26 protein-coding genes and 2 tRNA genes are annotated in these 24785 nt (G+C 71.1%); 17 read left to right on the plus strand and 11 right to left on the minus strand.

Translation table 11 applies throughout. From position 1 onward, the window contains the following. Nucleotides 1-72 precede the first annotated feature (72 nt). A complete protein-coding gene (locus tag BMZ92_RS05750) occupies nucleotides 73-660 on the plus strand; it encodes an NADPH-dependent FMN reductase (protein WP_091504658.1) in 588 nt (195 codons plus the stop codon). 48 nt (nucleotides 661-708) lie between these two features. Next, nucleotides 709-1668, plus strand: a complete 960-nt coding sequence (locus BMZ92_RS05755; protein WP_091504659.1) for a YihY/virulence factor BrkB family protein — start codon at nucleotides 709-711, stop codon at nucleotides 1666-1668. 21 nt (nucleotides 1669-1689) lie between these two features. Here BMZ92_RS05755 and BMZ92_RS05760 read toward each other — a convergent pair whose 3' ends face one another. Then, on the minus strand, nucleotides 1690-2397 hold the full coding sequence (locus tag BMZ92_RS05760; RefSeq protein WP_091504660.1) for an isocitrate lyase/PEP mutase family protein: 708 nt from the start codon (nucleotides 2395-2397) through the stop codon (nucleotides 1690-1692). Beyond that, nucleotides 2394-2858 carry a carboxymuconolactone decarboxylase family protein gene (locus BMZ92_RS05765; RefSeq protein WP_091504661.1) on the minus strand — a complete coding sequence of 155 codons (465 nt, stop codon included), beginning with the start codon at nucleotides 2856-2858 and terminating at the stop codon, nucleotides 2394-2396. Before BMZ92_RS05765 ends, BMZ92_RS05760 begins: the two co-directional genes overlap by 4 nt. Before the next feature lie 46 nt (nucleotides 2859-2904). Here BMZ92_RS05765 and pdxR point away from each other — a divergent pair, with 46 nt between their 5' ends. Further along, on the plus strand, nucleotides 2905-4308 hold the full coding sequence (gene pdxR, locus BMZ92_RS05770; RefSeq protein WP_091504662.1) for a MocR-like pyridoxine biosynthesis transcription factor PdxR: 1404 nt from the start codon (nucleotides 2905-2907) through the stop codon (nucleotides 4306-4308). Here pdxR and BMZ92_RS05775 read toward each other — a convergent pair. Then, nucleotides 4284-5336, minus strand: coding sequence for an NAD(+)/NADH kinase (locus BMZ92_RS05775; RefSeq protein ID WP_091504663.1), 1053 nt, complete (start codon nucleotides 5334-5336; stop codon nucleotides 4284-4286). The two genes, pdxR and BMZ92_RS05775, sit on opposite strands and share 25 nt — an antisense overlap. 47 nt (nucleotides 5337-5383) lie before the next feature. Then, nucleotides 5384-6571, minus strand: coding sequence for an acetyl-CoA C-acetyltransferase (locus BMZ92_RS05780; RefSeq protein ID WP_091504664.1), 1188 nt, complete (start codon nucleotides 6569-6571; stop codon nucleotides 5384-5386). Between the two features lie 118 nt (nucleotides 6572-6689). Between BMZ92_RS05780 and mce the strand changes: the two genes are divergently transcribed. Further along, nucleotides 6690-7127 carry a methylmalonyl-CoA epimerase gene (mce, locus tag BMZ92_RS05785; RefSeq protein WP_091504665.1) on the plus strand — a complete coding sequence of 146 codons (438 nt, stop codon included), beginning with the start codon at nucleotides 6690-6692 and terminating at the stop codon, nucleotides 7125-7127. On the opposite strand, the gene BMZ92_RS05790 is transcribed toward mce, so the two are convergent. After that, entirely contained in the window at nucleotides 7124-7699 is a 576-nt protein-coding gene (locus tag BMZ92_RS05790) for a TetR/AcrR family transcriptional regulator (protein ID WP_091504845.1), read from the minus strand. The genes mce and BMZ92_RS05790 overlap by 4 nt on opposite strands. Then, nucleotides 7696-8064: an SPW repeat protein gene (locus BMZ92_RS05795; protein WP_091504666.1), complete on the minus strand. Its 369-nt coding sequence runs from the start codon at nucleotides 8062-8064 to the stop codon at nucleotides 7696-7698. Before BMZ92_RS05795 ends, BMZ92_RS05790 begins: the two co-directional genes overlap by 4 nt. 183 nt (nucleotides 8065-8247) lie before the next feature. On the opposite strand from BMZ92_RS05795, the gene BMZ92_RS05800 reads away from it, so the two are divergent. The 3 genes from BMZ92_RS05800 to BMZ92_RS05810 are packed head-to-tail and all read left to right on the plus strand — an operon-like array spanning nucleotide 8248 to nucleotide 10797. Then, on the plus strand, nucleotides 8248-9339 hold the full coding sequence (locus BMZ92_RS05800; protein WP_091504667.1) for a coiled-coil domain-containing protein: 1092 nt from the start codon (nucleotides 8248-8250) through the stop codon (nucleotides 9337-9339). A gap of 45 nt (nucleotides 9340-9384) precedes the next feature. Continuing rightward, a complete protein-coding gene (locus BMZ92_RS05805) occupies nucleotides 9385-9834 on the plus strand; it encodes a universal stress protein (protein ID WP_091504668.1) in 450 nt (149 codons plus the stop codon). A 9-nt stretch (nucleotides 9835-9843) separates the two neighbouring features. After that, nucleotides 9844-10797: an adenylate/guanylate cyclase domain-containing protein gene (locus BMZ92_RS05810; RefSeq protein WP_091504669.1), complete on the plus strand. Its 954-nt coding sequence runs from the start codon at nucleotides 9844-9846 to the stop codon at nucleotides 10795-10797. A gap of 489 nt (nucleotides 10798-11286) precedes the next feature. On the opposite strand, the gene BMZ92_RS05815 is transcribed toward BMZ92_RS05810, so the two are convergent. The 3 genes from BMZ92_RS05815 to BMZ92_RS05825 form a co-directional block, all read right to left on the minus strand. Continuing rightward, nucleotides 11287-12522 (minus strand): aldehyde dehydrogenase family protein, encoded by a 1236-nt coding sequence (locus BMZ92_RS05815; protein ID WP_091504670.1) that lies wholly within the window; start codon nucleotides 12520-12522, stop codon nucleotides 11287-11289. Between the two features lie 53 nt (nucleotides 12523-12575). After that, complete coding sequence (locus tag BMZ92_RS05820) at nucleotides 12576-13265, minus strand: M50 family metallopeptidase (protein WP_177228562.1); 690 nt, start codon at nucleotides 13263-13265, stop codon at nucleotides 12576-12578. Nucleotides 13266-14012: 747 nt separating this feature from the next. Continuing rightward, nucleotides 14013-14915, minus strand: coding sequence for a DNA-3-methyladenine glycosylase family protein (locus tag BMZ92_RS05825; protein WP_091504672.1), 903 nt, complete (start codon nucleotides 14913-14915; stop codon nucleotides 14013-14015). A gap of 268 nt (nucleotides 14916-15183) precedes the next feature. On the opposite strand from BMZ92_RS05825, the gene BMZ92_RS05830 reads away from it, so the two are divergent. The 6 genes from BMZ92_RS05830 (at nucleotide 15184) to BMZ92_RS05860 (ending at nucleotide 19743) form a co-directional block, all read left to right on the plus strand. Next, complete coding sequence (locus BMZ92_RS05830; RefSeq protein WP_245782915.1) at nucleotides 15184-15960, plus strand: ribosomal RNA small subunit methyltransferase A; 777 nt, start codon at nucleotides 15184-15186, stop codon at nucleotides 15958-15960. 80 nt (nucleotides 15961-16040) lie between these two features. Continuing rightward, entirely contained in the window at nucleotides 16041-16976 is a 936-nt protein-coding gene (locus BMZ92_RS05835) for a S1C family serine protease (protein ID WP_091504674.1), read from the plus strand. A gap of 95 nt (nucleotides 16977-17071) precedes the next feature. Next, on the plus strand, nucleotides 17072-17680 hold the full coding sequence (gene orn, locus BMZ92_RS05840) for an oligoribonuclease (RefSeq protein WP_091504675.1): 609 nt from the start codon (nucleotides 17072-17074) through the stop codon (nucleotides 17678-17680). 74 nt (nucleotides 17681-17754) lie between these two features. Then, a tRNA-His gene (locus BMZ92_RS05845) sits at nucleotides 17755-17830 on the plus strand. 38 nt (nucleotides 17831-17868) lie between these two features. After that, nucleotides 17869-18795, plus strand: coding sequence for a glycoside hydrolase family 6 protein (locus tag BMZ92_RS05850; RefSeq protein ID WP_177228550.1), 927 nt, complete (start codon nucleotides 17869-17871; stop codon nucleotides 18793-18795). Between the two features lie 444 nt (nucleotides 18796-19239). Further along, nucleotides 19240-19743, plus strand: a complete 504-nt coding sequence (locus BMZ92_RS05860) for a hypothetical protein (protein WP_091504677.1) — start codon at nucleotides 19240-19242, stop codon at nucleotides 19741-19743. A gap of 9 nt (nucleotides 19744-19752) precedes the next feature. Here BMZ92_RS05860 and BMZ92_RS05865 read toward each other — a convergent pair whose 3' ends face one another. Then, a complete protein-coding gene (locus tag BMZ92_RS05865; protein WP_091504678.1) occupies nucleotides 19753-20727 on the minus strand; it encodes a GlxA family transcriptional regulator in 975 nt (324 codons plus the stop codon). A gap of 122 nt (nucleotides 20728-20849) precedes the next feature. On the opposite strand from BMZ92_RS05865, the gene BMZ92_RS05870 reads away from it, so the two are divergent. Together BMZ92_RS05870 and BMZ92_RS36765 are read left to right on the plus strand one after the other, a co-directional pair. Next, a complete protein-coding gene (locus BMZ92_RS05870; RefSeq protein WP_091504846.1) occupies nucleotides 20850-21785 on the plus strand; it encodes an NADP-dependent oxidoreductase in 936 nt (311 codons plus the stop codon). Between the two features lie 388 nt (nucleotides 21786-22173). Beyond that, complete coding sequence (locus BMZ92_RS36765; RefSeq protein WP_143249801.1) at nucleotides 22174-22377, plus strand: hypothetical protein; 204 nt, start codon at nucleotides 22174-22176, stop codon at nucleotides 22375-22377. Between the two features lie 298 nt (nucleotides 22378-22675). Here the strand turns inward: BMZ92_RS36765 and BMZ92_RS05875 are convergent. Further along, nucleotides 22676-22751: transfer RNA gene (locus tag BMZ92_RS05875), tRNA-Lys, on the minus strand. Nucleotides 22752-22901: 150 nt separating this feature from the next. Here BMZ92_RS05875 and BMZ92_RS05880 point away from each other — a divergent pair. Then, nucleotides 22902-23651 (plus strand): hypothetical protein, encoded by a 750-nt coding sequence (locus BMZ92_RS05880; protein ID WP_143249802.1) that lies wholly within the window; start codon nucleotides 22902-22904, stop codon nucleotides 23649-23651. Further along, entirely contained in the window at nucleotides 23648-24733 is a 1086-nt protein-coding gene (locus BMZ92_RS05885; RefSeq protein WP_091504680.1) for an ImmA/IrrE family metallo-endopeptidase, read from the plus strand. The genes BMZ92_RS05880 and BMZ92_RS05885 overlap by 4 nt, the downstream gene beginning before the upstream one ends. Nucleotides 24734-24785 lie beyond the last annotated feature (52 nt).

Consider the following 24785-nt stretch of genomic DNA (forward strand, 5'->3'; position numbering starts at 1 on the left):
CAGGGTGGCCCTGCGGGGGCCAGCCTGAGCACGGTCTGGTCCCACTCGCGCTGCGGTCCGAAGCTGGATGGCATGACGAACAAGTTGGTGATCATCCTCGGCAGTGTCCGGGAAGGACGGTTCGGTCCGGTCGTGGGTTCGTGGCTGGCGGAGCAGGCCCGTGCTCACGGGGGTTTCGAGGTGGAGGTCGTCGACCTGGCGGATGTCGAGCTCCCGCTGGCGCTCCCCGCGGCGCCGCCGAAACTGGCCGGGGCGGAGTACCCGCGGCCCGCCGGGATGGCGGCACTGACCGCGGCTCTGGAGAGCGCGGACGCGTTCCTCGTGGTGACGCCCGAGTACAACCACAGCTATCCCGCGTCGCTGAAGGCGGCGATCGACTGGCACTTCACGCAGTGGACGGCGAAACCGGTCGCGTTCGCCAGCTACGGCGGGCTGGCCGGGGGCAGGCACGCCGTGCTGCACCTGGAGAACGTGCTGACGGAACTGCACGCCGTGACCATCAGGGACGGCCTGGTGTTCCCGAACTACTTCCACACCTGGCAGGACGGCCAGCCGCTCGACGCCGACGCACCCACCCGCGCGAAGGTGGTGCTCGACCAGCTCGCCTGGTGGGCGGACGCCCTCCGCGTGGCACGGGAAAAGGCGCCGTACCCCGGCTGAGTGTCACCGGGAGCGTGACGGGGTACCCGGCGCCGAGGCGGTGGGGACATGGCGGCGCAGCGGTGGGACGAGGCACAGCAACGGCGGGCGTGGCTGGCCGTGCCGGTGGCGGTGCTGTGCAAGTTCATCGACGACCAGGGCTACTACCTGGCCGCGTTGCTGGCCTACTACGGGTTCCTGTCGCTGTTCCCGCTGCTCCTGTTGCTGGTGACGGTGCTGGGGTTCGCGCTGCAGGACGATCCGGGGTTGCAGCAGCAGGTACTGCACTCGGCGTTGGCGGACTTCCCGGTGATCGGGCAGCAGATCGCCGGGAACGTCCACAGCCTCAACGGGCACGTCGCCGGGGTGGTGATCGGGGCGGTCGGCGCGGTGATCGGCGGGCTCAGCGTGGCCGGGGCGGGGCAGGCGGTGCTCAACAAGGTGTGGGCGGTGCCGCGCGTGCGCCGGCCCGGGATCGGCGGGTACTACGCGCGGAGCCTGCTGCTGGTGGTGACGCTCGGGCTGGGCGTGCTGCTCACCACCGTGCTGACGGCGGTGGTCGGTGTCCTCGGCTGGGGTGTGCTGGTGCGCGTCGGCGGCACGGTCGCCGCGGTGGCGGTCAACGTGCTGCTGTTCCTGCTGGGGTACCGGGTGCTGACCGGGCGGCCGGTGCCGGTGCGGGAGCTGTGGCCGGGGGTGCTGTTCGCGGCGGCCGTGTGGCAGGGGTTGCAGGAGGCGGGCACTTACCTGGTGGAGCACGAGCTGCGGGGCGCCAGCGCGACGTACGGGCTGTTCGGGATCGTGCTCGGGTTGCTGACGTGGCTGTACCTCGGCGGGCTGGTGTTCGTGCTCGGCGCGGAGATCAACGCCGTGCGGGCGCTGCGCCTGTGGCCGCGGAGCGTGCTGACGCTGTTCGTCGCCGACCCGGACCTCACCGGCGCGGACGAGAAGGCGTACACCGCGTACGCGGGCACGGAACAACACGTCGAGCGGGAGGACATCAAGGTCCACTTCCCGGAGGAGGAGTAGACCTCCCCCGGGCGGTGACCCTCACAACTCCCCGAGCCGCCTCGCCAGCCACTCGCGCGTCTCGCGCCAGAGGCCCGCTCCCAGCGAGACCCGGGCGACGCCCAGCGACGCGACATCCACCCCGGGAATGCGGTTTCCGTTGACGGCGGCCGGGCTCACCGCACGCACGAACTCCCCCAGCACGTCCGCGGAGCGGAGCAGGATCGGGTACACGCAGTCCGCCCCCGCCGCCAGGTACGCCTTCGCCCGCTCGATCGCCTCCGGCAGCACTTCCGCCCCGCGCCCGCCCAGGAACAGGTCGACGCGGGCGTTGAGCACCAGCGCGTCCCCCGCGGCTTCGCGCACCGACGCCAGCCACTCGGCCTGCTCCGCGATCGGGCGGAGGGCGCCGCGCGCGTGGTCGGTGTCCTCCAGGTTGCAGCCGACCGCGCCGGCCTCCAGCAGCCGCTCGACCAGCTCGGCGGCGGGCAGCCCGTACCCCGATTCGGCGTCGACCGTCACCGGGACCGACACCGCGCGGGCGATCCGCGCGGCAGCGGCGAACATCTCGTCCACCGGCGCCCGTTCCCCGTCGCCGTAACCCAGTACCGCCGCGACGGCGTGCGAACTCGTTGCCACCACGGGAAAACCGGCCTCTTCGACCAGCCGGGCGCTGTCGGCGTCCCACACGTTCGGCAGCAGCAGCGGCTTTCCGGGCACGTGCAGTGCCCGCAGCGCGGCGGCCGTCACCGGGGGTTCTCCGGCAGCGGCTTGTGGCTGGTGACACCCAGCCGGTTGAACGCGTTGATCGCGGTGATCGCCCACGCCACCACGAGGTACTGCTCCTCGGTGAAGGCGGTGGTCGCCTGCTCGTACACGTCGTCCGGCACGTCCTGCACCTGCGAGAGCCGGGTCATCGCGTCGGTCAGGGCCAGCGCGGCCCGCTCCTGCTCGCTGTAGAAGTCGGTCTCCTGCCACGCGCCGACCATCAGCACGCGCCGCTCGGTCTCGCCGAGCTTCCGCGCGTCCCGCGCGTGCAGGTCCAGGCAGTACGCGCAGCCGTTGAGCAGCGACGCCCTGATCTTCACCAGCTCGATGAGGCGCTGGTCCAGTCCGGCGTCGGCGGCCGCCTTTTCGATGTCGTGGTGCAGGTTGAGGAGGTGCTTGAACAGCTGCGGGCTGCGTTCGCTGATCTGGATCCGCTTCGTCATGACGACAACGCTATCGCCAACTGGCCCACGTGTATGGTCCAGTTTCGTGGCAGATTCGTGGACCAGTCCGGGCTGGGACGTGCACCTTGACTGGCATCCGGGCACCGGACGGCAGGGGCTCGCGGACGCACTCCGCCGGGCGATCCGGGAGGGGCGGCTGGCACCCGGCACCGCGGTGCCGTCGACACGTGCGCTCGCCAAGGACCTGGGCGTCGCACGCGGCACGGTTACGCGCGTCTACGCCGACCTGACCACCGAGGGCTACCTGCGCACGAGCCAGGGCGCGCCGACCCGCGTCGCCGCGATCAACCCCGCCACCCCGGCCCCGGAGAAGACCGGCCCGCGCGCCGCGCCGTGGGTGCCGGACGCGAGGTGGGACCTCTACCCCGGCCGCCCCGACCTGTCGTCCTTCCCGCGTGCGGCCTGGGCTTCGGCGACCCGGCGCGTGCTGCAGGAAGCGCCCGCGAACGTGTTCGACTACGGCGAGGTGCACGGTTCGGCGGCACTGCGGGAGTCGCTGGCGCGCTACCTGTCCCGCAGCCGGGGCGTGGTCGCCGAGCCCGACCGGATCGTGGTGTGCGGCGGGTTCAGCCACGCGCTGACCGTGCTCTGCCACGTCCTGCGCGAGCGCGGGGAAACCTCGCTGGCCTTCGAAGATCCGTCCCTACCCCAGATCCGTGAGAACGCGAGCCGCGCGGGCCTGCGGCTCGCCGGGGTGCCCGTCGACGAAGCCGGTATACAAGTGTCCCTTGTGGACAATCCCGCCGTCGTCGTCACCCCCGCGCACCAGTACCCCCTCGGCGTGACGCTCGCACCGGAACGCCGGACGGCACTGGCGCGCTGGGCCACGACGACCGGCGGCCTGGTGATCGAGGACGACTACGACGGCGAGTTCCGCTTCGACCGGCAGCCCGTCGGCGCGTTGCAGGCCCTCGCGCCCGATCGGATCGTCTACACGGGAACGGTCAGCAAAACCCTCGCTCCCGCGACGCGCATCGGGTGGCTGGTGCTGCCGAGGTCACTCGTCGAACCGGTGCGCGCGGCTCTCACCGCGACCGGCTGGCGACCGCCGACGCTGGACCACCTGGTGCTCGCCGACATGCTCGACTCCGGCGCCTACGACCGGCACGTGCGGCAGCGACGCACCACCTACCGGCGTCGCCGCGATCGCCTGCTTTCCTTGCTGCCCAAGGGTTTCCAGCCGATCGGGATCTCCGCGGGCCTGCACCTGCTGGTGCTGCTGCCGCCACACCTCACCGAGGCGGAGGTGATCAAGGCCGCGCTGCGGGAATCGGTGGCGATCGACGGCCTGGGGCGGCACTGGTTCGCCGAGGGCGAGCACCCGCAGGGCATCGTGCTCGGCTACGCGACCCCCGCCGAGCATGCGTTCGGCCCCGCGGTCGAAGCGCTGATGCGCGCCCTGGGTCAGTTCTCCAGCGGCCCCGGGTGAGCCAGGTCCGGCGGCATGGGCTCGTTCGGCGCGTACGCCGGGGCCTGACCGTCCGCCAGCGCAGCGGCCGAGTCGACGAGCCCGAACCGGTCCCGCACCTTGCCGAGGAAATCCGGCTCGGTCAACCGCACGAGCTTCGCCCGCTGCTGCGCGCCGTACACGCTGATCCAGTCACCCGGGTTCAGCACGCCCCGGAGCTGCCCGTCGACGCTCACCGCGACTTGACCCGAATGCTCCAGCACCAGGATCCCGACCGACTGCGAACAGTCCAGCACGACGCTGCGGTTGAACACCATGTGCGCCGCCACGGGCGTGAACACCAGCGCGTCCAGCTTCGGCGACACGATCGGCCCGCCCGCCGCGAAGCTGTACGCCGTGGACCCGGTGGACGAAGCGACGATGAGCGCGTCGGCGCTGTAGGAGGCGAAGAGCTTCCCGCCGACGTACACCGCGAGGCTCGCCTGCCGGTCCCGCGCCAGCTTCTCCACGACGACGTCGTTGAGCGCCAGCACGTCCAACGGCACGCCCCAGCCGACCTCGCTCTTCATCCCCGGCCGCGGCTGCGGCGGCGGCAGCGCGGGCCCGCGCCCGTACCGCAGCATCGCCTCCATACCCCGCGGGATCTCCAGCGGCCGCGACGCGCGCATCGTCAGCGCCATCCGCGCGTCCACCGTCGTCTCGCCCCGCTGCACGGCGTCGAGCGCCGCACGCACGTCGTCGGTGCTGACCTCGGTGAGGAAGCCGACGCGCCCGACGTTCACGCCCAGCACCCGCGCCCCCGACGGCCCGGCGACACGCACGCCGCGCAGGAACGTGCCGTCGCCGCCGACGGTGACGATCAGATCGGGATTACCCGCCCGCGCCGCCTCGTCCCGCGCGTGCAGCCTGCCGTCGTGGTCGTCCCACACGTCGATGTCGACGCACGGGATGCCGTGCTCGGCCGCCCACTGCCGCACCTCACGGGCCGCCGCGAGTGCCGCCTCCTTGCCGCCGTGGACGACCAGACCGACGCGCTCGACAGGCACCATGCTTCCCATTGTCCAGACCGCGGCGGATCAGGCAGCGCGTCGTCCCGTCAGTTCGACGGGACCTTGATCAGCAGCGCGTCACCCTGGCCGCCGCCACCGCACAGCGCCGCGGCACCGAGCCCGCCGCCACGGCGCCGCAACTCGTGCACGAGGTGCACCGCCAGCCGGGCACCGGAAGCCCCGATCGGGTGGCCGAGCGCGATCGCGCCACCGTTGACGTTCACCTTCTCCGGGTCCAGCCCGAGCTTCTCGCTCGACACCAGGCCCACCGCGGCGAACGCCTCGTTGATCTCCACCAGGTCCAGCGCGCTCACGTCGAGCTTCGCCTTCGCCAGCGCGGCCTTGATCGCGTTGGACGGCTGCTCGTGCAGGCTCGCGTCCGGGCCGGCGACGACGCCGTGCGCGCCGATCTCCGCCAGCGGCGTGATGCCCAGCTCCTCGGCCTTCTCCCGGCTCGCCACGACGACGGCCGCCGCGCCGTCGGAGATCTGCGACGCCGAGCCCGCGGTGATCGTGCCGTCCGCGGCGAACGCGGGACGCAGCTTCGCCAGGCCCTCGACGGTCGTGTCCGCGCGCACGCCCTCGTCGGTCTCGAACAGCACCGGGTCGCCCTTGCGCTGCGGGATCGAGACGGGGGCGATCTCCTCCTTGAACAGGCCGTTCGCGATGGCCGCCGCGGCCCGCTGGTGCGAGCGCGCCGAGAACTCGTCCTGCTGCTCACGGGTGAGGCCGTAGCGCGAGTTGTACTTCTCGGTCGAAGCGCCCATCGCGACCTGGTCGAAGGCGCAGAACAGGCCGTCGTAGGCCATGTGGTCCAGCAGCGTCGCGTCGCCGTACTTGAAGCCCGACCGCGACTTCGGCAGCAGGTGCGGCGCCTGCGTCATCGACTCCTGCCCGCCCGCGACGACGAGGTCGAACTCGCCCGCGCGGATGAGCTGGTCGGCCAGCGCGATCGCGTCGAGGCCGGACAGGCACACCTTGTTGATGGTCAGCGCGGGCACGTCCATCGGGATGCCAGCCGCGACCGCGGCCTGCCGCGCCGGGATCTGCCCCGCGCCGGCGGTCAGGACCTGGCCCATGATCGTGTACTGCACGGCCTCGGGCGACACCCCGGCGCGCTCGAGCGCGGCCTTGATGGCCACCCCGCCCAGCTGTGCTCCGGAGAAGTCCTTCAGGGACCCCAGCAGTCGACCGATCGGGGTGCGGGCGGCACCCAGGATCACCGAACCGGACAAGGCAGCCTCCAAAACACGAACAACGGCGGTCATCTCGACGATACCGGCAGGACCTCGCCAGTACAGGTGTGAGTCGCGGCACGCGAACGGCGACTCGCGGGCGCCTATGCTCCCCCTCATGGATGAGGCGCTGAAACCGCTCGTGACGACGATCGACCACGTCGGCATCGCGGTGCCGGACCTCGACGCGGCCATCGCCTTCTACGCCGAGAACTTCGGCATGCGCGCGACGCACACCGAGGAGAACGAGGAACAGGGCGTGCGCGAAGCGATGCTGCACGCCGAGGGCGACGAGTCCGGCCCCGCGATCCAGCTGCTCGCGCCGCTGCGCCCGGACTCGACGATCGCGAAGTTCCTCGACACCAAGGGCCCGGGCCTCCAGCAGGTCGCCTACCGGGTCCGCGACGTCGAAGCCGCCGCGGAGGCCTTGCGCGCCAAGGGTTTGCGGCTGCTGTACGACAAGGCCAAGCGTGGCACCGCGGGCAGCAGGGTCAACTTCGTGCACCCGAAGGACGCCGGCGGCGTGCTCGTGGAACTGGTGGAGCCCGCTTCCTAGGAGGGAGCAGGCCGCGCCATCAGCGCGTCGGCGATGAAGTTCAGCTCCCGCTCCATCAGGTCCGGCGGCTCGTCGCCGTGCCGCGCGACGGAGTGGCGGTAGCTCACGGCGAGTGCGAGCAGGCCGGCCGCGCTGTCGACGTCCGCGACCGCGATCCCGCCCTCACCCGCCGCGAGGATCACCGCCCGCACCTGCCGCACCAGCTGCTGGAACCGTTCGTGCAGCGCGTCCCGCACCGCGCGGTGCGTGTCGGCCTCACGCCAGAGCAGGTGCGACAGCATGCGGGAGCAGGCGAGCCGGGCGTCCAGTTCGCGGACCAGACGCCGCAGGCTCTCCGCGATGTCCCCCGGCACCACCACCAGCTCCGGCTCGATCTGCTCGTCGGGCAGTCGCTTGATCAGCGCGCCCAGCAGGTCGGACTTGCGCCGGAAGTAGTAGTGCACGAGACCTTTCGGCACGCGGGCGCGTTCCGCGATGCGCGACGTGGGCGTGGCGTCGAAACCCGATTCGGCGAACAGCTCCTCCGCCGCGACGAGGATCCGCTCCTTCGCCGGGGGCTCTTCCGTACTCAGTGCTGACCCGCCATCCTGTGCGCCGAGTTCGCCACGGGCAGCGCCGCGGCACCGATGACCAGGGTCAGGCCACCGATGATCCAGGCGGACCACGCGGCGGCGGTCAGGTCGGTGTAGCTCATCACCCAGGGCGAGATGAACAGCAGGGCGCCGAGCACGACCTGCACCCCTTCGCCGTAGACGAGCCCCGGCATGGCCAGGGACAGCAGACCGTCGAGGGCGATCAGCGCGCCCAGCACGATCATCGTCCACATCGCGGCGTTGTCGGTGTCCACCCACAGGAACGACAGCACCGCCACCACTCCCAGCACCACCTCGGCCCAGTCGTGCGGACGCATCCATGCACGTGTCGAGGTTTCGGCCATCGTGAATCACCTCCTGAAAGCGCCTTTGCTCTCCCGGATTTCCATGGTGCGCTTGGTTGGCCGCCCGGTCAAGAATTCCGGAGCGCACCCGTGCCGGTAACGCTCCGCGTCACGGTTACGGCCTGCCGCCTCCCCACCACCACCCTCAATGGCGACGCTCCGCGTCACAGCTACCATTTCGTTATGAGCCTTGGCGAAGAACGGGAGCTTGTACCGCTGGGGGCCGGCTTCGACCTGGCGAAGCGCGGCTACGACCGGCATCAGGTGGACGAGCACCTGGAACGGCTCGACGGCGACCTCAAGATGCTCGCCGCCGACCGGGACGCCGCCATCTCGCAGGCGGGCGACCTGGCGCGCCAGCTGGAACAGGCCCGCGGGGAGATCGACAACCTCCGCGGCCAGGTCGAACGGCTGGGCCAGCCGCCGACGACCGTCGAGGGCCTGTCCGAACGCCTGCAGCGCATGCTCCGGCTCGCGCAGGACGAGGCCGCCGACACCCGGGCCCGCGCCGAGGCCGAGGCGGGGCACATCCGGGCGAAGGCCGAGGCCGACGCGAGCGCGATGCGTGCCCGCTACGAGCAGCTGCTGTCCGAGCTCGACGCCCGGCGCAAGGAGATGGAGGCCGAGCACCGCAAGGTCCTGGAGGACGCGCGGGCCGAGGCCGAGTCGATCACCCAGAAGGCCAAGGACGAGCGCGACCGGCTGGACTCCGAGGCCGAGCAGCGCCGTACGAAGGTCGAAGAGGACTTCGAGATCGCCATGGCCGCCCGGCGCACCGAGGCCATGCGCGTGCTGGCCGAGCAGGAGGCCGCGAGCAAGGCCGAGGCGGAACGCCGCGTGCGCGAGGCGACCGAGGAGGCCACCGCGATCCGCACGAAGGTCGCGGAGGAGCAGAAGGCGGCCCACGAGGAGATCGAGCGCCGCCGCCGCGAGTCGATCGAGGACGCGAACCGCCGCAAGCAGGCGTCGATCACCGAGGCGAACGCCCGGCTCGCCGAGGCCACGGACGAGGCGCAGCGGCGGGTCCGCGAGGCGACCGAAGAGGCCAACAAGCGCATCAACGCCGCCGCCGACCGGGTCGAGGCGCTCCGGTCGCTGCGTGCCGGGATCGCCGAGCAGGTCAAGGCCGCGAAGGCCGTGCTCAACGAGGCGACCGCCGTCCTGGGCGACGCGGCGCCGGTGGTGGAGCCGTTGCCCGAGGAGCAGCCGACCCGTCCGGCGACGCCGGTTCCGGCCGCCAAGGAGGGGGCTGCGAGCAAACCGACTGGCGAGTAGCCTTCACAGCCACGCGGTTCGCGCACTGGCCGGGAGGACTTTCGCATGGCGGCTTACCAGACTGTGGTCGTGGGTACGGACGGTTCGGATTCGTCCTTTCGCGCGGTCGACCGGGCGGCGGCGGTGTCGGCGGATTCGGGTGCGCGGCTGGTGATCGTGTGCGCCTACTACCCGGCGAGCCGCAGCGACGTCGAGAAGGCGCAGGACGTGCTCCGCGACGAGGCGTACCAGGTGGTGGGCTCCGCTCCGGCCGAGGACACGCTGCAGTCGGCGCGTGACCGGGCCGTCAAGGTGGGGGCCACGGACATCGACACGGTCGCGGTGGTCGGCGAGCCGGTGGAGGCGCTGCGGAAGGTCGTGCGGGAGCGGTCGGCGGACCTGCTGGTCGTCGGCAACCGGGGGCTGAACACGCTGGCCGGCCGGATCCTCGGTTCGGTGCCCGCGGAGGCGGCGCGGAAGTCCGGGGTGGACGTCCTGATCGTGCACACGACCTGACGGTCCGGCGTGGACGAGGAACGACTCGAACGCATCCTGCTCGGCGGTCAGCGGCGGTACACGCGGCTCGAGGTGGCCGAGAAGACGGGTGTGCCGATCGAACGCGCGACGAGGCTGTGGCGGGCGCTGGGTTTCGCGACGGTCGCCGACGACGACGTGGTGTTCACCGATGCCGATGTGGAGGCCGTGCGCCTGGCCGATCAGCTGATTTCGTCGGGGTGGCTGGACCCGCGCCTGGAGACGACGGTGACGAGGGCGCTGGGCCAGCACCTGTCGCGGCTGGCGGAGTGGCAGGTGTCCATGTTGTGGACGCTGATCACGGAGAACGAGGAGCTGGGCCGCGACGAGAAGCAGGTGGCGCTGCTGGTGGAGCGGCTGGTGCCCGAGTTGCAGCGGGTGCAGGACTTCGTGTGGCGGCGGCACCTGGCGGCGTTCGCGGGGCGGGCGCTGGCGTCGCCGGAGGAGAACCTGGAGGCGCGGACCGAGGTCGCGGGGTTCGTGGACATGGTCGGGTACACGCGGTTGACGCGGCGGATCGGCGAGTCGGAGCTGAGTGAGATCCTGGAGCGGTTCGAGGCGCTGGCGACCGAGGTGGTGGCCGAACACCACGGCCGGGTGGTCAAAATGATCGGCGACGAGGTCCTGTTCGTGGCCGATTCGCCCGTGGACGCCGCGGAGATCGCGCTGACGCTGACGGAACGCACAACGGCGGACCCGACGCTGCCGGACGTCCGGGCGGGGATGGCGTCGGGGAGGATCTTGAGCCGCTTCGGGGACGTGTACGGCTCGGTGGTGAACCTGGCCGCACGCCTGACGTCGATCGCCCGCCCAGGCACGATCCTCATCGACCGGGAACTGGCCCGCGCGCTGGCGACGACCCACAGGTACTCGATCCGCCCCCGCCGCGCCACGGCTGTTCGCGGTTACGCGCGCCTGCGCTCGTTCGCCCTCCGCCGGGGCTGAGGCGCTTCGGGCGCGGTTCGGGCGGTCTGTTCTGTTGACCGCAGCCCGCCCACGGCACCGCACGGCCATCGCACGCCGCCGCGCGAGCCACTGCCGCGCAGCCGAACGCACCCCGCGCCCCGCCGCCGCAGCCACCGAACGCACCCGGGCCTCAGCGCCGCGCCGCCGCACCGCGGCCACCGCACGCACCCCGCGCTCCACCGCCACGGCCGCCGCATGCTCCCCGCCCATCGCCGCAGCCGCCGAACGTACCCCGCCAGCCCGCCGCCGCGGTCACCCGAGCCACCGCACGCACCGCGCAACCCACCGCCGCGGCCGCCGAAGGCGACGCCACAGCCCGCCCAGCGCGCCACCCCAGCCACTTCGCGCCACAGGCCGCCGCGAGCCCCACGGCGGCAGGCCAAGGCGGCGAACCCGCCAGGCGACCTGCCACCGCGAACCTCGCCGTCCGGCCTGCGCAGCCCGACGACGGGCGCGAAACCGCGATGGTCAGGCGGGTAGCACGGCGTACTGCCGCACGTACAGATCGGTGTAGGTGACGGGCCCCCGCGGTCCGGGGACGCGGTCCAGGTTGATGCCGGTCTCCGGCACGGCCAGCAGCTTGAAACCGTCGAGCAGGCGCGTCGGCGCGTTCCAGAAGACGCCCGTGCCCGTGTAACCGTCGAAGAACGCCTCGGCGGCGGCGCTGTCCTCCGTGGCGATCCCCGCCGCGAGGCCGGACGTCTGCTCGTTCGCGATGCGCACCGCCTCGGCGAGGCTCTCGACCTGCGCGACGGTGACCGTCGCCTCGTGGTCGGAGTCCAGTGCCCACTCGTAGCCGATCGCGTGCTCGTGCGGCGGCAGCGAAGGCGTCACCTCACGCTCCGCGAGCGCCTCGGAGATCACCGGCCACAGCCGCTCGTGGACGGCGGAGTGCACCAGCAGCAGGTTCAGCCGGTTGCACACGCCCAGCCGGTCGAGGCTGTCGAACACCAGCGCGCGCACCTTGTCCGCGTCCGCGGCCTCGTCCACGTAGAGCACGCCGCCGCCGTCCGCGTGGGCGAGCGTGCGGACGCCGTGCACCGCGGCCTCGGTGGCGAGCCTGCGGGTGCTCTCCCCGCTGCCGCGCAGGATCACCAGCGGCACCAGGCTCGGCAGCTGCACCAGCGCCGTGGCGGCCTCGCGCTCGACGCGGGGCACGAGCTGGATCGCGTCCGCGTCGATGCCGGCTTCGGTGAGCGCGGGCGCGATCACCACGTCGAGCAGCCGCTGGGCGGACCCCAGCGCGGCCGAACCCGTGCGCAGCACACCGGCGTTGCGGGACTTGACCAGCTGCGAAGCCACGTCGACCGTCACGTTCGGCCGCGCCTCGTAGTTCGCGCCGATCACGCCCACCGGGCGCCGCCGCTCCACCAGCCGCAGGCCGCCGTCCAGTGTGGACACCGGGATCGATCGTTCCTGGTGCGGGGCGCCGGCGAGCAGGCGCAACTGCTCGGCCATCCCGGTGAGCCGCTCCTCGGTGATGGTCAAGCGGTCCAGCAGCCCCGCGCTCATGCCCTCTTCCCGGGCCTTCGCGACGTCGGCGCGGTTGGCTTCCAGCACCGCCTCACGGTGCTCCAGGAGCAGGCGTGCCATGGCGGTCAACGCGGCGTCGATGGCCTCGTCCGGCGCCGTGGCCAGTGCTGGAACCGCCGACTTCGCCGCCCGCGCGCATTCCTCTACTGCCTTGGCCACCTCGTCGGACACAGCGCACCTTCCTTTCGCCGCTTTCAGGCACTCCAGTGTGCCGTACGGGCAGCTCAGGACTGCAGCGCGGGCTCCAGCAACCACGCCCCGCCGACCACGAGACACGTCAGCGCGATCACCACCATGATCAGCACCCACAGCGCGGCGGGCACGCCGGTGAGCCGGTCCAGCTGGTCGACGTCGGAGTCACGGGCCGCGCCCCGGCGTCGTTTCCGCTGCAGCTCGAACACCGGCCGGAGGCCGCCGAACAGCAGGAACCACGTGATGAGGTACACGAACCACGCCTGCACCTCCGGTCCGGCGACGAGCGCGACCACGGCGAGCCCGCCCGCCGTCAGCACGACGGACAGCACGCCGTAGGCGTTGCGCACCATCACCAGCACCCCGAGCAGGAGCACCGCGGCGACGGCGAGCAGCACCGTGATCCGGTCGGCGGCGAGCAGCCCGGCGAACCCGAGCCCGAGCACCCCGGGCGCGGGGTAGCCGGCCAGCGACGTCAGCACCATGCCGGGCCCCGTCGGGCGACCGCGCGACACCGTGACGCCGGACGTGTCGGAGTGCAGCTGGATCCCCTGCAGGCGCCGCCCGGCGAGCACCGCGACGAGGGCGTGCCCGGCCTCGTGCACGATGGTCACGAGGTTGCGGGCCAGCCGCCACGGTGCCCCGGACAGCACCAGCAGCAGCGCGAGACCGCCCGTCACCAGCGGCACCCAGACCGTCGGGTCCGGCTGCGCACCGAAGATCCCGACCGGTGATACGACGTCGCCCGTGTCCGCGAGTTGCACGCGCGCAGCTCACCACATCGGTTGTCTACGTGGTGTTACCACCCCCGTCCGTTTCACAGGTTTCCGTTCTGCTGTCAGTAAGTCCTGGTCAGGTCGCCGCGTCGGGACGACGGCTCGCCTCAGCGGTGAGGGCGCCCGCGCGGCTGCTTCCGGGGCGCGGTTAGGCGGGTCGGCGAAGTCGGCCCGGACGGTCATCCGATTCGGCTCTGCGGGGCTCGGCGCTGAACGGTCCCGGCCCGAAGAGCGCCGACCCGAACGGCACCGGGCCGTGAGGCTCGGCACGGAAAAGTCCGGCCGGAATGGCACCAATCCCAAGGGCACCGGGCCGCGAGGCTCGGTCCGAAGGGCCTCGGCCCGGGGAGCACCTCTCCGAAGGGGCAGCAGTCCGAAGCGCAACGGCTCGAAGCGCCCGGCACTGACGGGGCCGACTCGGCAGACACCGGCCCGAAGGCCCGGCCCGCAACGCGCCTCCCCCGAAGGGCCTGACCCGACAGACACCGACCCGACAGACACCGGCCCGAACGGCCTCGGCCCCCAGCCCGGAGCCTCCGACCCAGCTCCCCCGTTCCCGAACCCCCGCCCCGAGCGGCCTCGAACCGGACCCACGGACGTCCGAGAACTCTCGCCCGACGAGTGCACGGACTCGGCGCCAAGACCGTGACCTCGCCTACGAGCGCGCGGGATCCCTCACCCTTGACCGTGGACTCACCCCAGGCGGACCTCCCGGTGTACGCGCAGCAGCAACCCCACCCAGCTCCGGTACGGGCGCCAGCGTTCGGAGAGCGTCTCGAGTTCCGCGACGTCCGCATCCGGCAGGCCGTACAGCTCGCGCATCTCGTCGTGCAGACGGGGTTCATTGGCCGGGAACAGGTCCGGATGACCGGCCCCGCGGATGAGGATCAGCTCGGCCGAGAACGGGCCGATACCCGGTAGCCGCCGCAACTGCCGCAGCGCTTCCTCGGGTTCGAGGGCCCGGAGCGCTTCGGCGTCGAGCAAGCCCTCCTCCGCCGCTCGGGCCATCGCGCGGAGCCGGTGCACCTTCGTCGCCGAGAGACCCAGTGGTTGGTCTAGCGTGCGCAGGACCGAGGGCGCGGGGAACGACGCGAGCCGCTTGCCCTCGACGTCGACCAGCTCGCCGTACCGCTCCGCGATGCGCTGCTTGATGGCGGCGGCCTGCGTCATCCGGATGCGTGACGCGATGATCGCCCAGCACGCCGCCTCGTACGGCGAGTGGAACAGCACGGGCCGCAACCCCGGAAAACGCTCCTGCAGCGCACCCACCACGGGATCGGCCCTGCCCAGCTCCGCGAACCTGCCGCCGTCGACGTCCAGCGACAGTATTCGGCCCACCTGCCGCACCGCCGCGCCGACCACTTCCCCTTCCGCGGCAACGGAAACCTCGACCGAACCCGGTGCTCTCCGCCGGATCAGGACACCGGCGTGCTGCCAGCTCCCCTCGACCGGGAACGCCATGCGCAGCGTGCCCGGCTCCTCCGCGGCGTCGGCGCGCGCCGCCGGCGTGAACCCTTCGAGGAACCGCGCGGATGCGGCGAGGTCGAACGGGCCCTCCGCACGCAGTTCGGCGGGGCGCTGCAAGGTGCTGGTCATCGGTACCTCCAGTGGTCGGATCTTCGTTGCGCCGACCATAGCGCCGACCACCGACAGTTTTCGGCGCCGCCGAAAACCCGTTGCCCACCTTGCTACCTTCGTCGCATGGGAACTTTGTGGCAGTCCAGCGTCGCGACCGCTCGTCCGCGGTCCGCCTGAACGCAGCGGCTGCTCACACCCCCGCGCCGACGATCCGTCCGCGCCCCTTCCCCACGCACACCAGTCGCTGCGTCATGAGCCCTGTCCTTCCTCATGACGTGGAGTCCCCATGCCCCCGGCACCCCGTGCCGAGCGCTCCGGTGGCGTGCACTTCCTTGCCGCACCCCGGATCGCCGCCCGGCTCGTTCGCTCCTGCCCGCTGCACCCCGGCGACCTCGTCGTCGAGTTCGGTGCCGGGCAGGGCGCGATCACCACCCATCTGGCTGAAACGAACGCTCAGGTGCTCGCCGTCGAACGAGACCCCGAGTTCGTCCGCAAGCTCCGGAGCCGTCTGGCCGATCGCGGGAACGTCCGCGTGATCCAGGCGGACATCATGAGCTTTCCCTTGCCGCGCAAGCACTTCTCAGTGGTGGCCAGTATCCCCTACGCGCTGTCGACCGCTCTTCTCCGCCGCCTCCTCAGCCCCCAGCGCACCCGGTTGCGGCAGGCCGCGCTCATCGTGGAGTGGGGTTTCGCGAAACGCGTCATCGCGCCCCGGGACCTCGAACAGGCCTGGTGGGCAGCGCGATTCGAACTGGAACTCGTCTCGCGGATATCCGCGAACTGCTTTTCCCCTCCCCCGCGAGTCGATTCGGCCCACCTCGTCATCCGCAGGCGACAGGCGGTTCCCGACCGGGCATTGTGGACGCTCCTGTCGACGGCGTACCGCACCCCGAGCCAGCCCGCGAGAAAGGTCCTCGGACACCCGAAACTCCTGCACAGCACCGGGATCGACCCGGCAGCACCGGTCGCGAAGATCCGGCCCGCGGCCTGGGCCGAGCTGGCGCGCCACCTCGCACGCGACCGCAGCCGGTACTGGCCCCCGCTCCCGCCAAGATTCCGCTGAGAATTCTCAGGAAATTCTTCTCAGCTGATTTCGAAGCTGTTCCACAGGTTCCTCACACCATCGCGACCGAAGCTGGGCACATGAGCGAGAACGACTTCCGGCAGGGCCACCTGGGTGGCTACCAGCCGCAGCAGAGCTACCCGTACTACACGCAGCCTGCTCCCGCCGGGCAGGTCCCCACCCCGCCACCGCCGCGCCGCAAGGGCAAGCGGGTGGCGGCGCTGGTCAGCGCGACGGCCGTGGCGGCCGCACTGGTCGGCGGCGCGAGCGGCGCGGCGATCGTGGGCCTCGAAGGTGGCTCCTCGGCGACCGCTTCCGGGACCACGGCGAGTGCGCAGACGGTCTCCGGCACGACCAACACCGACGTCAGCGCGGTCGCCGCGAAGGTACTGCCCAGCGTCGTCCAGGTGAACGTGACCACCAGACAGGGTGAGGCGATCGGTTCCGGGGTGATCCTCAGTTCCGACGGCAAGATCCTCACCAACGCGCACGTGGTGTCCGGGGCGGTCGGAGACGTCACGATCACCCTGTCGGATGGCAAGCAGTACCAGGCGAGCGTGCTCGGCGCGGACACGAAGGCCGACATCGCCGTGCTGCAGGCGAAGGGCGCCAGCGGTCTCACCGCCGCCACGCTCGGCGACTCCAGCAAACTGGCCGTGGGGCAGGAGGTCGTCGCCATCGGTTCACCGGCCGGGCTGCAGAACACGGTGACCTCGGGCATCATCAGCGCGCTCAACCGGCAGCTGTCCGACATCGGCACCGGTGAGCAGCAGTCCTCGCCGTTCGACCAGACGGCCAACCGGACGAGTGACTCGCCCAGCTACACCGCCATCCAGACGGACGCCGCCATCAACCAGGGCAATTCGGGCGGCGCGCTGGTGAACATGGCGGGCCAGGTGATCGGGATCAACTCCGCGCTCTACAGCCCGTCGTCGTCGGCGGGGTCGGTGGGGATCGGCTTCGCCATCCCGATCAACGACGCGAAGACCATCGTCAGCCAGCTCGAAAACCAGTGACGAGCGGGCGTGCGCGGCGGAACGGGCCGAGGTCGGGGCGGCCCGTTCCGCTGTGTCGGTCGTGGCCGCCGGACACGGCGCGTTAAAGTCGTTCGGTGACCGACCGTCTTGTCTGGATCGACTGCGAGATGACGGGGCTCGACCTCGCCAAAGACGCACTCATCGAAATCGCCGTCCTGGTGACCGACGCCGAGCTCAACATCCTCGGCGAGGGCCTCGACCTCGTCATCCACACCGACGACGAGACGCTGGCGGGCATGCCGGACGTGGTGCGGGACATGCACGCGCGGTCCGGCCTGACCGAGGAGGTCCGCCGCTCCACGACCACGCTCGGCGAGGCCGAGCGGCAGGTGCTGGCTTATGTGCGCCGCTTCGTGCCGGACGCCAGGACCGCCCCGCTCGCCGGGAACTCCATCGCCACGGACCGGGGTTTCATCGCCAGGGACATGCCCGAGCTGGACGCGCACCTGCACTACCGGATGGTCGACGTCTCGTCGGTCAAGGAGCTGGTCCGCCGCTGGTACCCGCGGGTCTACTACGCCAAGCCGGAGAAGGGCCTCGCGCACCGGGCGCTCGCGGACATCAAGGAGTCCATCGGCGAGCTCGACTACTACCGCCGCACGGCGTTCGTCCCCCAGCCCGGACCCAGCACCGAGGAGGCCCGCGCCGCGGCCGCTGACGTGCGGGAACAGCACAGCGGGTAACCCCCTGCGCGGCGGCGGGGACGGCACGCTACGATATCCCGGCTGAGGTTGGCGGGCTGCCGGCTCCTCGCGTGGTGGGTGTAGCTCAGATGGTAGAGCACCTGGTTGTGGTCCAGGATGTCGCGGGTTCGAGTCCCGTCACTCACCCCAACCGCCCCATCGCGGATTTCCGTGGTGGGGCGTTTTTCTTGTCCCGCCTGCGGCGACTCGCCGTTGGCCTGCTGGGGATCCTGTTGCTCAGCGCGTGCGTGTCACCGCCGCCTCCCGCCGGACCTCCACCCGCCTTCCGCTTGCTCGCCGGGCGTTATCAGCTGGCGCGGGATCCGGACAATCCGGCGCTGACTTGGGTCCGCACCCATCTTGGCGGCGAGTCGTCGGCGGCCGAGCCGATCGAACAGCGAATCGCCTACACGCCCGTCGCACGCAGTTTTACGGCCCAGGACACGGATCTCGCCGGTCACGTGCACGACTACGTGGCGCAGGCGGCGCGACAACGCTGGCAGCCGATGCTCGTCGGCGCGTTCACCGAACCGGGGCGCTGCCCAGAGGCGGGCTCGCCCGCCGTCGCCGATTTCGCGCGTGGGCTCGGCCAGGAGAGGGCCATCGTCGTCCTCGAACCGGGGTTGCTGCTGGGTGATTGCCCTGGTGCAGCGGCCTACCTCGCTGCCGTGGTCCACACCATCCGCACTGCCGCGCCGAACGTGTTCGTGTTCCTCGACGTGTCCGGAAACGACGATCCCAGTCAGTACGCCGGAAGACTTCTCGCCGCGGGAGTCCGTGAGGCTTCGGGGATCACTGTCAACGTCGGCCGATATGCCTCCATGGAGAAGCTCGCCGGGCCGACTCGACGGCTGTTCGACGCCTTGGCGGCGAGCACGGGGCGCCGCGACTACTTCCTGCTCGCCGACAGCGCCCGCAACGGTGCCACGGTCACGGACGACTGCAATCCCGCGGGGGCGAAACCGGGTTCGCCCGGGGCGTTTTCGGATGAACCTGGCGCGCTGCAACAGGCCTGGCTGACGGTTCCGGGTGTTTCCGACGGACCCTGTGGCACCGCTCCCGGTTCTCGTCGCGGGGAATTCGTCCCGGACCTGGCCCGGCAGATGGCCGGTTGACCCGGCCTTTCCGGTGACGGTACTTGCGTCGTCGAGTCGGACACTCGAATATGGAGCCCGAATCACACTGGGGAGGGGGACCACCGGTTGTGCCCGCAGCACCAACCGTCCTCATCGGACGTTGGCCGGAGGGGCGGCGGCAGGTCCCGATCACCGTTCCGCACAGCCGTGGAAGCGTTTTCGCGGCACCGTCATCGCGTGCTTTGAAGGTGCGCGGAGCAAGGGGGAGAGTTCGTGTCGTATCCGCAGCAGCCAGGGCAGCCGGGACCGTTCGGGCCGCAGGGACAGTGGGGCCAGCAGCCGCCCGCACATCCGGGCGCACCGGGGTATCCGGGGTATCCGGGAGGGCCGGGAGGGCCGGGCGGCTATCCGGGAGGGCCTGGTGGCTGGGGTGCGCCGCCACCTCCGCCTGGTCGTCGCCGGAAGGGACTGATCATCGGCCTGGTGATCGCGGCGGTGGTGGTCGTCGCCGGCGGGGTGACCACCGCGGTCGTGCTCAGCTCGGGACACAAGATCGACGCCGCGTCGATCCCGAGCTACACGCCGCCCCCGCTGCCGAGCCTGAGCGTCAGCGGGCTGCCGAGCAGCCGCCGCTCCGCGACGCCCAGCAGCTCCGCCTCGGCACCGAGCAGCGCCGTCGGCTCGGCCGGCGCCCGGGGCAAGTCCACTCCCGAGGAACTCCAGAGCGCGGCAGTCGCGGCGTACACGTCCCGCCAGGTGGCCGACTTCCAGGCGCTGAGCTGCAAGGAGCTGTCCCAGTCGCAGCTGGACCAGCTGCAGGGCGAGCTGGCTTCGCTGCCCGCGGACGCCACCTGGTCCAATGGTGCGCCGCCGCAGGTCAACGGTTCCACCGGCACGATCCACGTGGACGGCACCAGCGGCGGGCAGACCCGGACAGCCCAGCTGCCGATCGTCAAGAACGGCGATCTGTGGTGCGTTGACGCCTGACCGGACGTGTCACGCCGGCGTCGACCGCTCGGCCCGGAACGTCCTCCGGTAGGCCAGCGGTGACACCCCGATCACCGCGTGCAGGTGCTGTCGCAGAGAGGTGCCGGTGGCGAAACCCACCTGGCTCGCGATCTCGTCGATCGGCAGGTCACTCGATTCGAGGAGGTGGCGGGCCCGGGCGAGTCGTTGCTGGATGATCCAGCGGCCCGGGCTTGTGCCGACCTCGTCGGTGAAGCGGCGGGCGAAGGTGCGCGGGCTCATCCGCGCGTGGTGTGCGAGATCGGCGAGCGCGAGCGGCTCGTGCAGGTGTGCGAGCACCCAGCTGCGGGTGGCCGACGTGCTGTCCTGCGACGTCCGGGGAACCGGCGCTTCGATGTACTGCGCCTGTCCGCCGTCTCGCCACGGCGGCACCACGCAGCGGCGCGCCGCCCGGTTGGCGATCTCGCTGCCGTGGTCCCTGCGCAGGAGGTGCAGGAACACGTCGACGCCGGAGGCGGCACCGGCCGAGGTGAGGATGTCGCCGTCGTCGACGAACAGCACGTCCGGGTCGAGGTCCACCTTCGGGAAGAGGCTCCGGAAGCGCTCGGTCGCCTGCCAGTGGGTGGTGGCCCGGCGGTCGTCCAGCAGGCCGGCGGCGGCGAGCACGAACGCGCCGGTGCAGATGGACACGAGCCGGGTGCCGGGCCGGATCAACCCGAACGCCGCGGCGATGGGCTCCGGCAACCCGTGTGCGAGGAACTCAGCCATTTCGGGGGACGGGTCGAAGGACGCGATCACCACGGTGTCGGCGCTGCTCAGCACCTCCGGGCCGTGCTCGACGGCGATCGTGAAGTCGGCCGCCGTGCGCACCGGCCCGCCGTCGACCGTGCAGGTCAGGACCTCGTACAGGTCCTCGGTCGCGCCGAAGATCCGGCTGGGGATACCGAGTTCGAAGGGATACACCCCGTCGAGGGCGAGCACGACGACCCGATGCGGGTGTGTCAAGAGCCGACTCCGATCGCTCGCGTGGTCAGGGATGGCACGATCTCATCGTAAGGTGACCATCTTGCCATTGCCGGGTCTGGTGCGGACCCAGCACGCTGGGGTTCATGAGCGAAAGCACCACGATGCGTGCCATCAGCCAGGAAGCCTTCGGCGGCCCAGAGGTGCTCGAGGAGGTCGAACGGCCGCGGCCGGTGCCAGGAGGGAACGAGATCCTCGTCCGCGTCCACGCCGCGGGCGTGAACCCGACCGACTGGAAGCACCGCGGGGGCCTGCCGTGGCTGAGCGAGCCGGTACCGGTCCTCGGGTGGGACGTCTCCGGGGTCGTCGCGGAGGTCGGCGCCGGGGTCACCCTGTTCAAGCCCGGCGACGAGGTGTTCGGCATGCTGCCCTACCCGCACGGCGCGGGCGCTTATGCCGAGTACGCCAAGGCCCCTGCCAGGTCCTTCGCCCGGAAGCCGGCGAACCTCGACCACGTGCAGGCCGCCGCTCTGCCGCTCGCCGGTCTGACCGCGTACCAGGCGCTGGTCGACGCGGCGGAGGTGCGGCCTGGGCAGCGGGTGCTGGTCCACGCCGCGGCCGGCGGGGTCGGGCACCTGGCCGTGCAGATCGCCAAGGCGCGGGGGGCGCACGTCATCGGCACGGCCAGCGCCGGCAAACACGACCTGCTGCGTGACCTCGGGGCGGACGAGTTGATCGACTACCGGACCACGGATTTCACCACCGCGGTCGACGGCGTCGACGTGGTCCTGGATTCCCTTGCCGGTGAAGTCCGCACGCGTTCCCTGGAAATCCTGCGCCGGGGCGGCGTCCTGGTCTCGTTCGTGGGCGACGGCGGCGAATCCGCCGATCGACAGAAGGCGGCCGAGCTGGGTGTCCGGATGGAGGGATTGCTTGTGGAGGCCGACAACGCGGGCATGCGCGCCATCGCCGAACTCGCCGAGCAGGGCCGGCTCCGCCCCCACCTCGACGCGACCTTCCCGCTCGCTGAAGCCGCCAAGGCCCACGCCCACGGGGAGACTGGCCGGACCACGGGGAAGATCGTCCTCGTCGTTCGTTGAGGGATGCCGGGTCGTTTTCGTGCGGGGGAAGCGATTCCGACAGGCAGGTTGGCTGCCACTCCTTGGGTGCACCTACGTCGGTCGACACATTCCCTCACGGAGTCCGGTGGTGACCCTGAGGATGTCGGCAGATCAACGGAACTTTGTGGCAGTTCTTTGCCTATGCCCGCCGTTACCGGTCAAGAGCAGCGTTGTTTGCCGCCGTATAGGTACCGATTACTGCAGGACGGCGCTCCTCGCGCTCATCATCCGAACAATGTGAAACCCCGGCCGCTTGAATCAGAGGCGTGCCGGGGTCTTCGCAGACGAAGGTACACGATGGCTGCCCTGAGCCACCTCGAATCGCGGCTGTCCCATGAGCGTCTGCCGCCGTACCGAACGGCCGCCCATGACCATCGCGACGCGTGGCTCGCTACGAATGGACGGCGGGGTCTCGGCCACGTTCTGGCGCACCGGCCGGGCCGAGGCACCCGGCCGTGTGGTGGCGGAGCTGAACTTCGGGTTCTGGCGGTTCGGTTCCTGCTCGCCCGGCGTTAATGACGGCACGCTCTGGCAGTACCGCATGTACCGCGCCTTCCCCGGCAAGCGCTGAGCGGGCGGTCTCAGAGCCGCACCTGCATCGGGCGTCACGACCCTGTCCACAACCGGCCTCTGCGAAGCCAGCCGTGACGGCTCGTGTTGGGTCGCCTGCCCTGATGCCGCTGGTAAGCACATGAAAGCAGCGACCAGCTGGCGACACACCAGGTGAAGTGGAACGCGCTACCGCCGTCGGCGGGTGGCAAACGCGCGGTCCCCACCCACGTGACTGGCGAGTAAGTGTGCAGTTTCTGTTCAATCAGACGTGGCCGAGCGTCAAAAAACAAAAACCCCAGGCCGTTGACCTGGGGTGATGGTGCGCCATCAGGGACTCGAACCCCGAACCCGCTGATTAAGAGTCAGCTGCTCTGCCAGTTGAGCTAATGGCGCTTGCTCGTTCCGCTTCGGTCTCCCTCAGCGACAAGAGAAGATTAGCACCCCCACCGAACCCCCTTCACGCAGGGTCCCCAAGCGCGTGACGGCACGCCTGTGTGGTTCAGTTTCACGCACTAAATACTGCTTCCAGCTACACTTCACGGCATGAGTGAGCGGGATCAGGCACTGACGACCCTCCGGCGACGCGGGGTGCTGGACGCGCTCGTGTGGGCCCAGCGGTCGGCGTACGGGCAGGTCCGGCAGGACTACAACCCCGAAGGCGGCCACAAGCAGAGCTGGATCGGCTTCAGCGGGCACACCTACCTGATCGACCGGCTCGACCGCGTCTTCCAGTGCGGCGACTACGCGGCGCCCCGCGGCGAGGGGCCCATCGGCCGCGACGTGCTCGCCGCCGGCATCACCGACGAGGACTTCCGCACCATGCCCCACCTCCCCGCCGGCACGGTCGTTCGCCACGACTTCAACGGCTCACCCGGCTGGTCGGCCGACGGCTGGCGCTGGCTGCTCACCTCCTACCGCTTCGGCGAGGTGCACCGCATCCGCTGGCCCGAACACCGCAAGACCAAACAACTCGTCGCACGACAGCCGCACGACGACGGCGGCCTCTTCCCGCTGACCACGCTCACCACCGTGCCCGTCCAGCCCACCCTGATCCTCGCCCACGCGATGGACCCCGAGACCGTCGAATCCGAGCTGTTCCTCGGGCGCAGCAGGTGGAACCCCGACGGCGGGGACGCCTGGGTGTGGTGCGAGGACCTCCTCGCCCAGCCACCCGCCCGCACCACGTGGTCTGAACCACACCTGCCCATCGCGGCCGCCGACCCGACCGTGCCCGACGCGGACGTCGCCCTGCGTCGGGCGGTGGGCGGTCCTCGTGCTATTGGTGACGCATGAACGACCGGCTGGAGGACGTCGCCGCCTTCTTCGACGGTGGTCGGCTGACCCTGGCCCGCCGGCTGGCCGGACTCCGCAAGAACGCCCTCGCCACGCAGATCCAGAAGACCCCCACCGCCGTCGCCGCCTACGAAAGCGGGCTGAAGCGTCCCGCACCGGCCACCGTGGCCGCGCTCGCGCTCGCCCTCGACGTCGCACCCGGGTTCTTCGTCGCCAGGCCCAGCAGCCTTCCCGCGGCGACCACCGCGCCCCACTTCCGGTCGCTGCGCTCCACGAGCCAGCTCTCCCGCGACCAGGCGCACGCCTACGGCTGCCTCGCCGTCGACATCGCCACCGCCATCGAACGGCACGTCGAGTTCCCCGGACGCGACCTCCCCCAGTACCCCGTCGACGCGGCCGCCGGCGCGGGACCCGAAGAAGCCGCACGACTCCTGCGGAAGCAGTGGGAACTGCCGCCGGGCCCGGTCGGCCACCTCGTCCGGCTGGTCGAGAACCACGGCTGCCTCGTCGTGTTCAGCCCGCTCGACAACGCGACCGTCGACGCGTACTCCTTCGACACCCCGCTCCGCCCGATCATCCTGCTCAACCCGCTCAAGGACGACTACTACCGCCAGCGCTTCGACGTCGCCCACGAGCTCGGCCACCTCGTGATGCACCTCGACGCCGAACCGGGCGGCCGCACCGTCGAGGACCAGGCGCACCGCTTCGCCGCGGAATTCCTCATGCCCGCCGACGAAATCGCCGCCGAACTGCCCCGCAAAGCCGACTGGCGCGTACTCGGGCAGCTGAAACAACGCTGGAACGTCAGCCTCCAGGCACTGCTCTACCGCGCACGCAGCCTCAAGGTCATGAGCGACGTGACCTACCGCAACGCGATGACCACCGTCTCCACCCGCGGCTGGCGGCGCCGCGAGCCCGGCCCCATGCCGATGCTCGAACAACCCTCGCTGCTCCCCCGCGCGGTCGAACTCCTCAAGGCGGAGAACCAGGCCGACGAACTGACGCTCGCCGCGGAATGCCAGGCACCGCTGCGCCTCTTCCGCACTGTCACCTCCCGCGCACCGGTTCCGCCTGAGCGGTAACGGACGCCGCCCCGCCCGCGACTTGAGGAAAACGGCACACACGGGCGAGGTG

It is taken from the genome of Amycolatopsis sacchari (genome assembly GCF_900114035.1).
GTDB classification, from domain to species: domain Bacteria; phylum Actinomycetota; class Actinomycetes; order Mycobacteriales; family Pseudonocardiaceae; genus Amycolatopsis_E; species Amycolatopsis_E sacchari.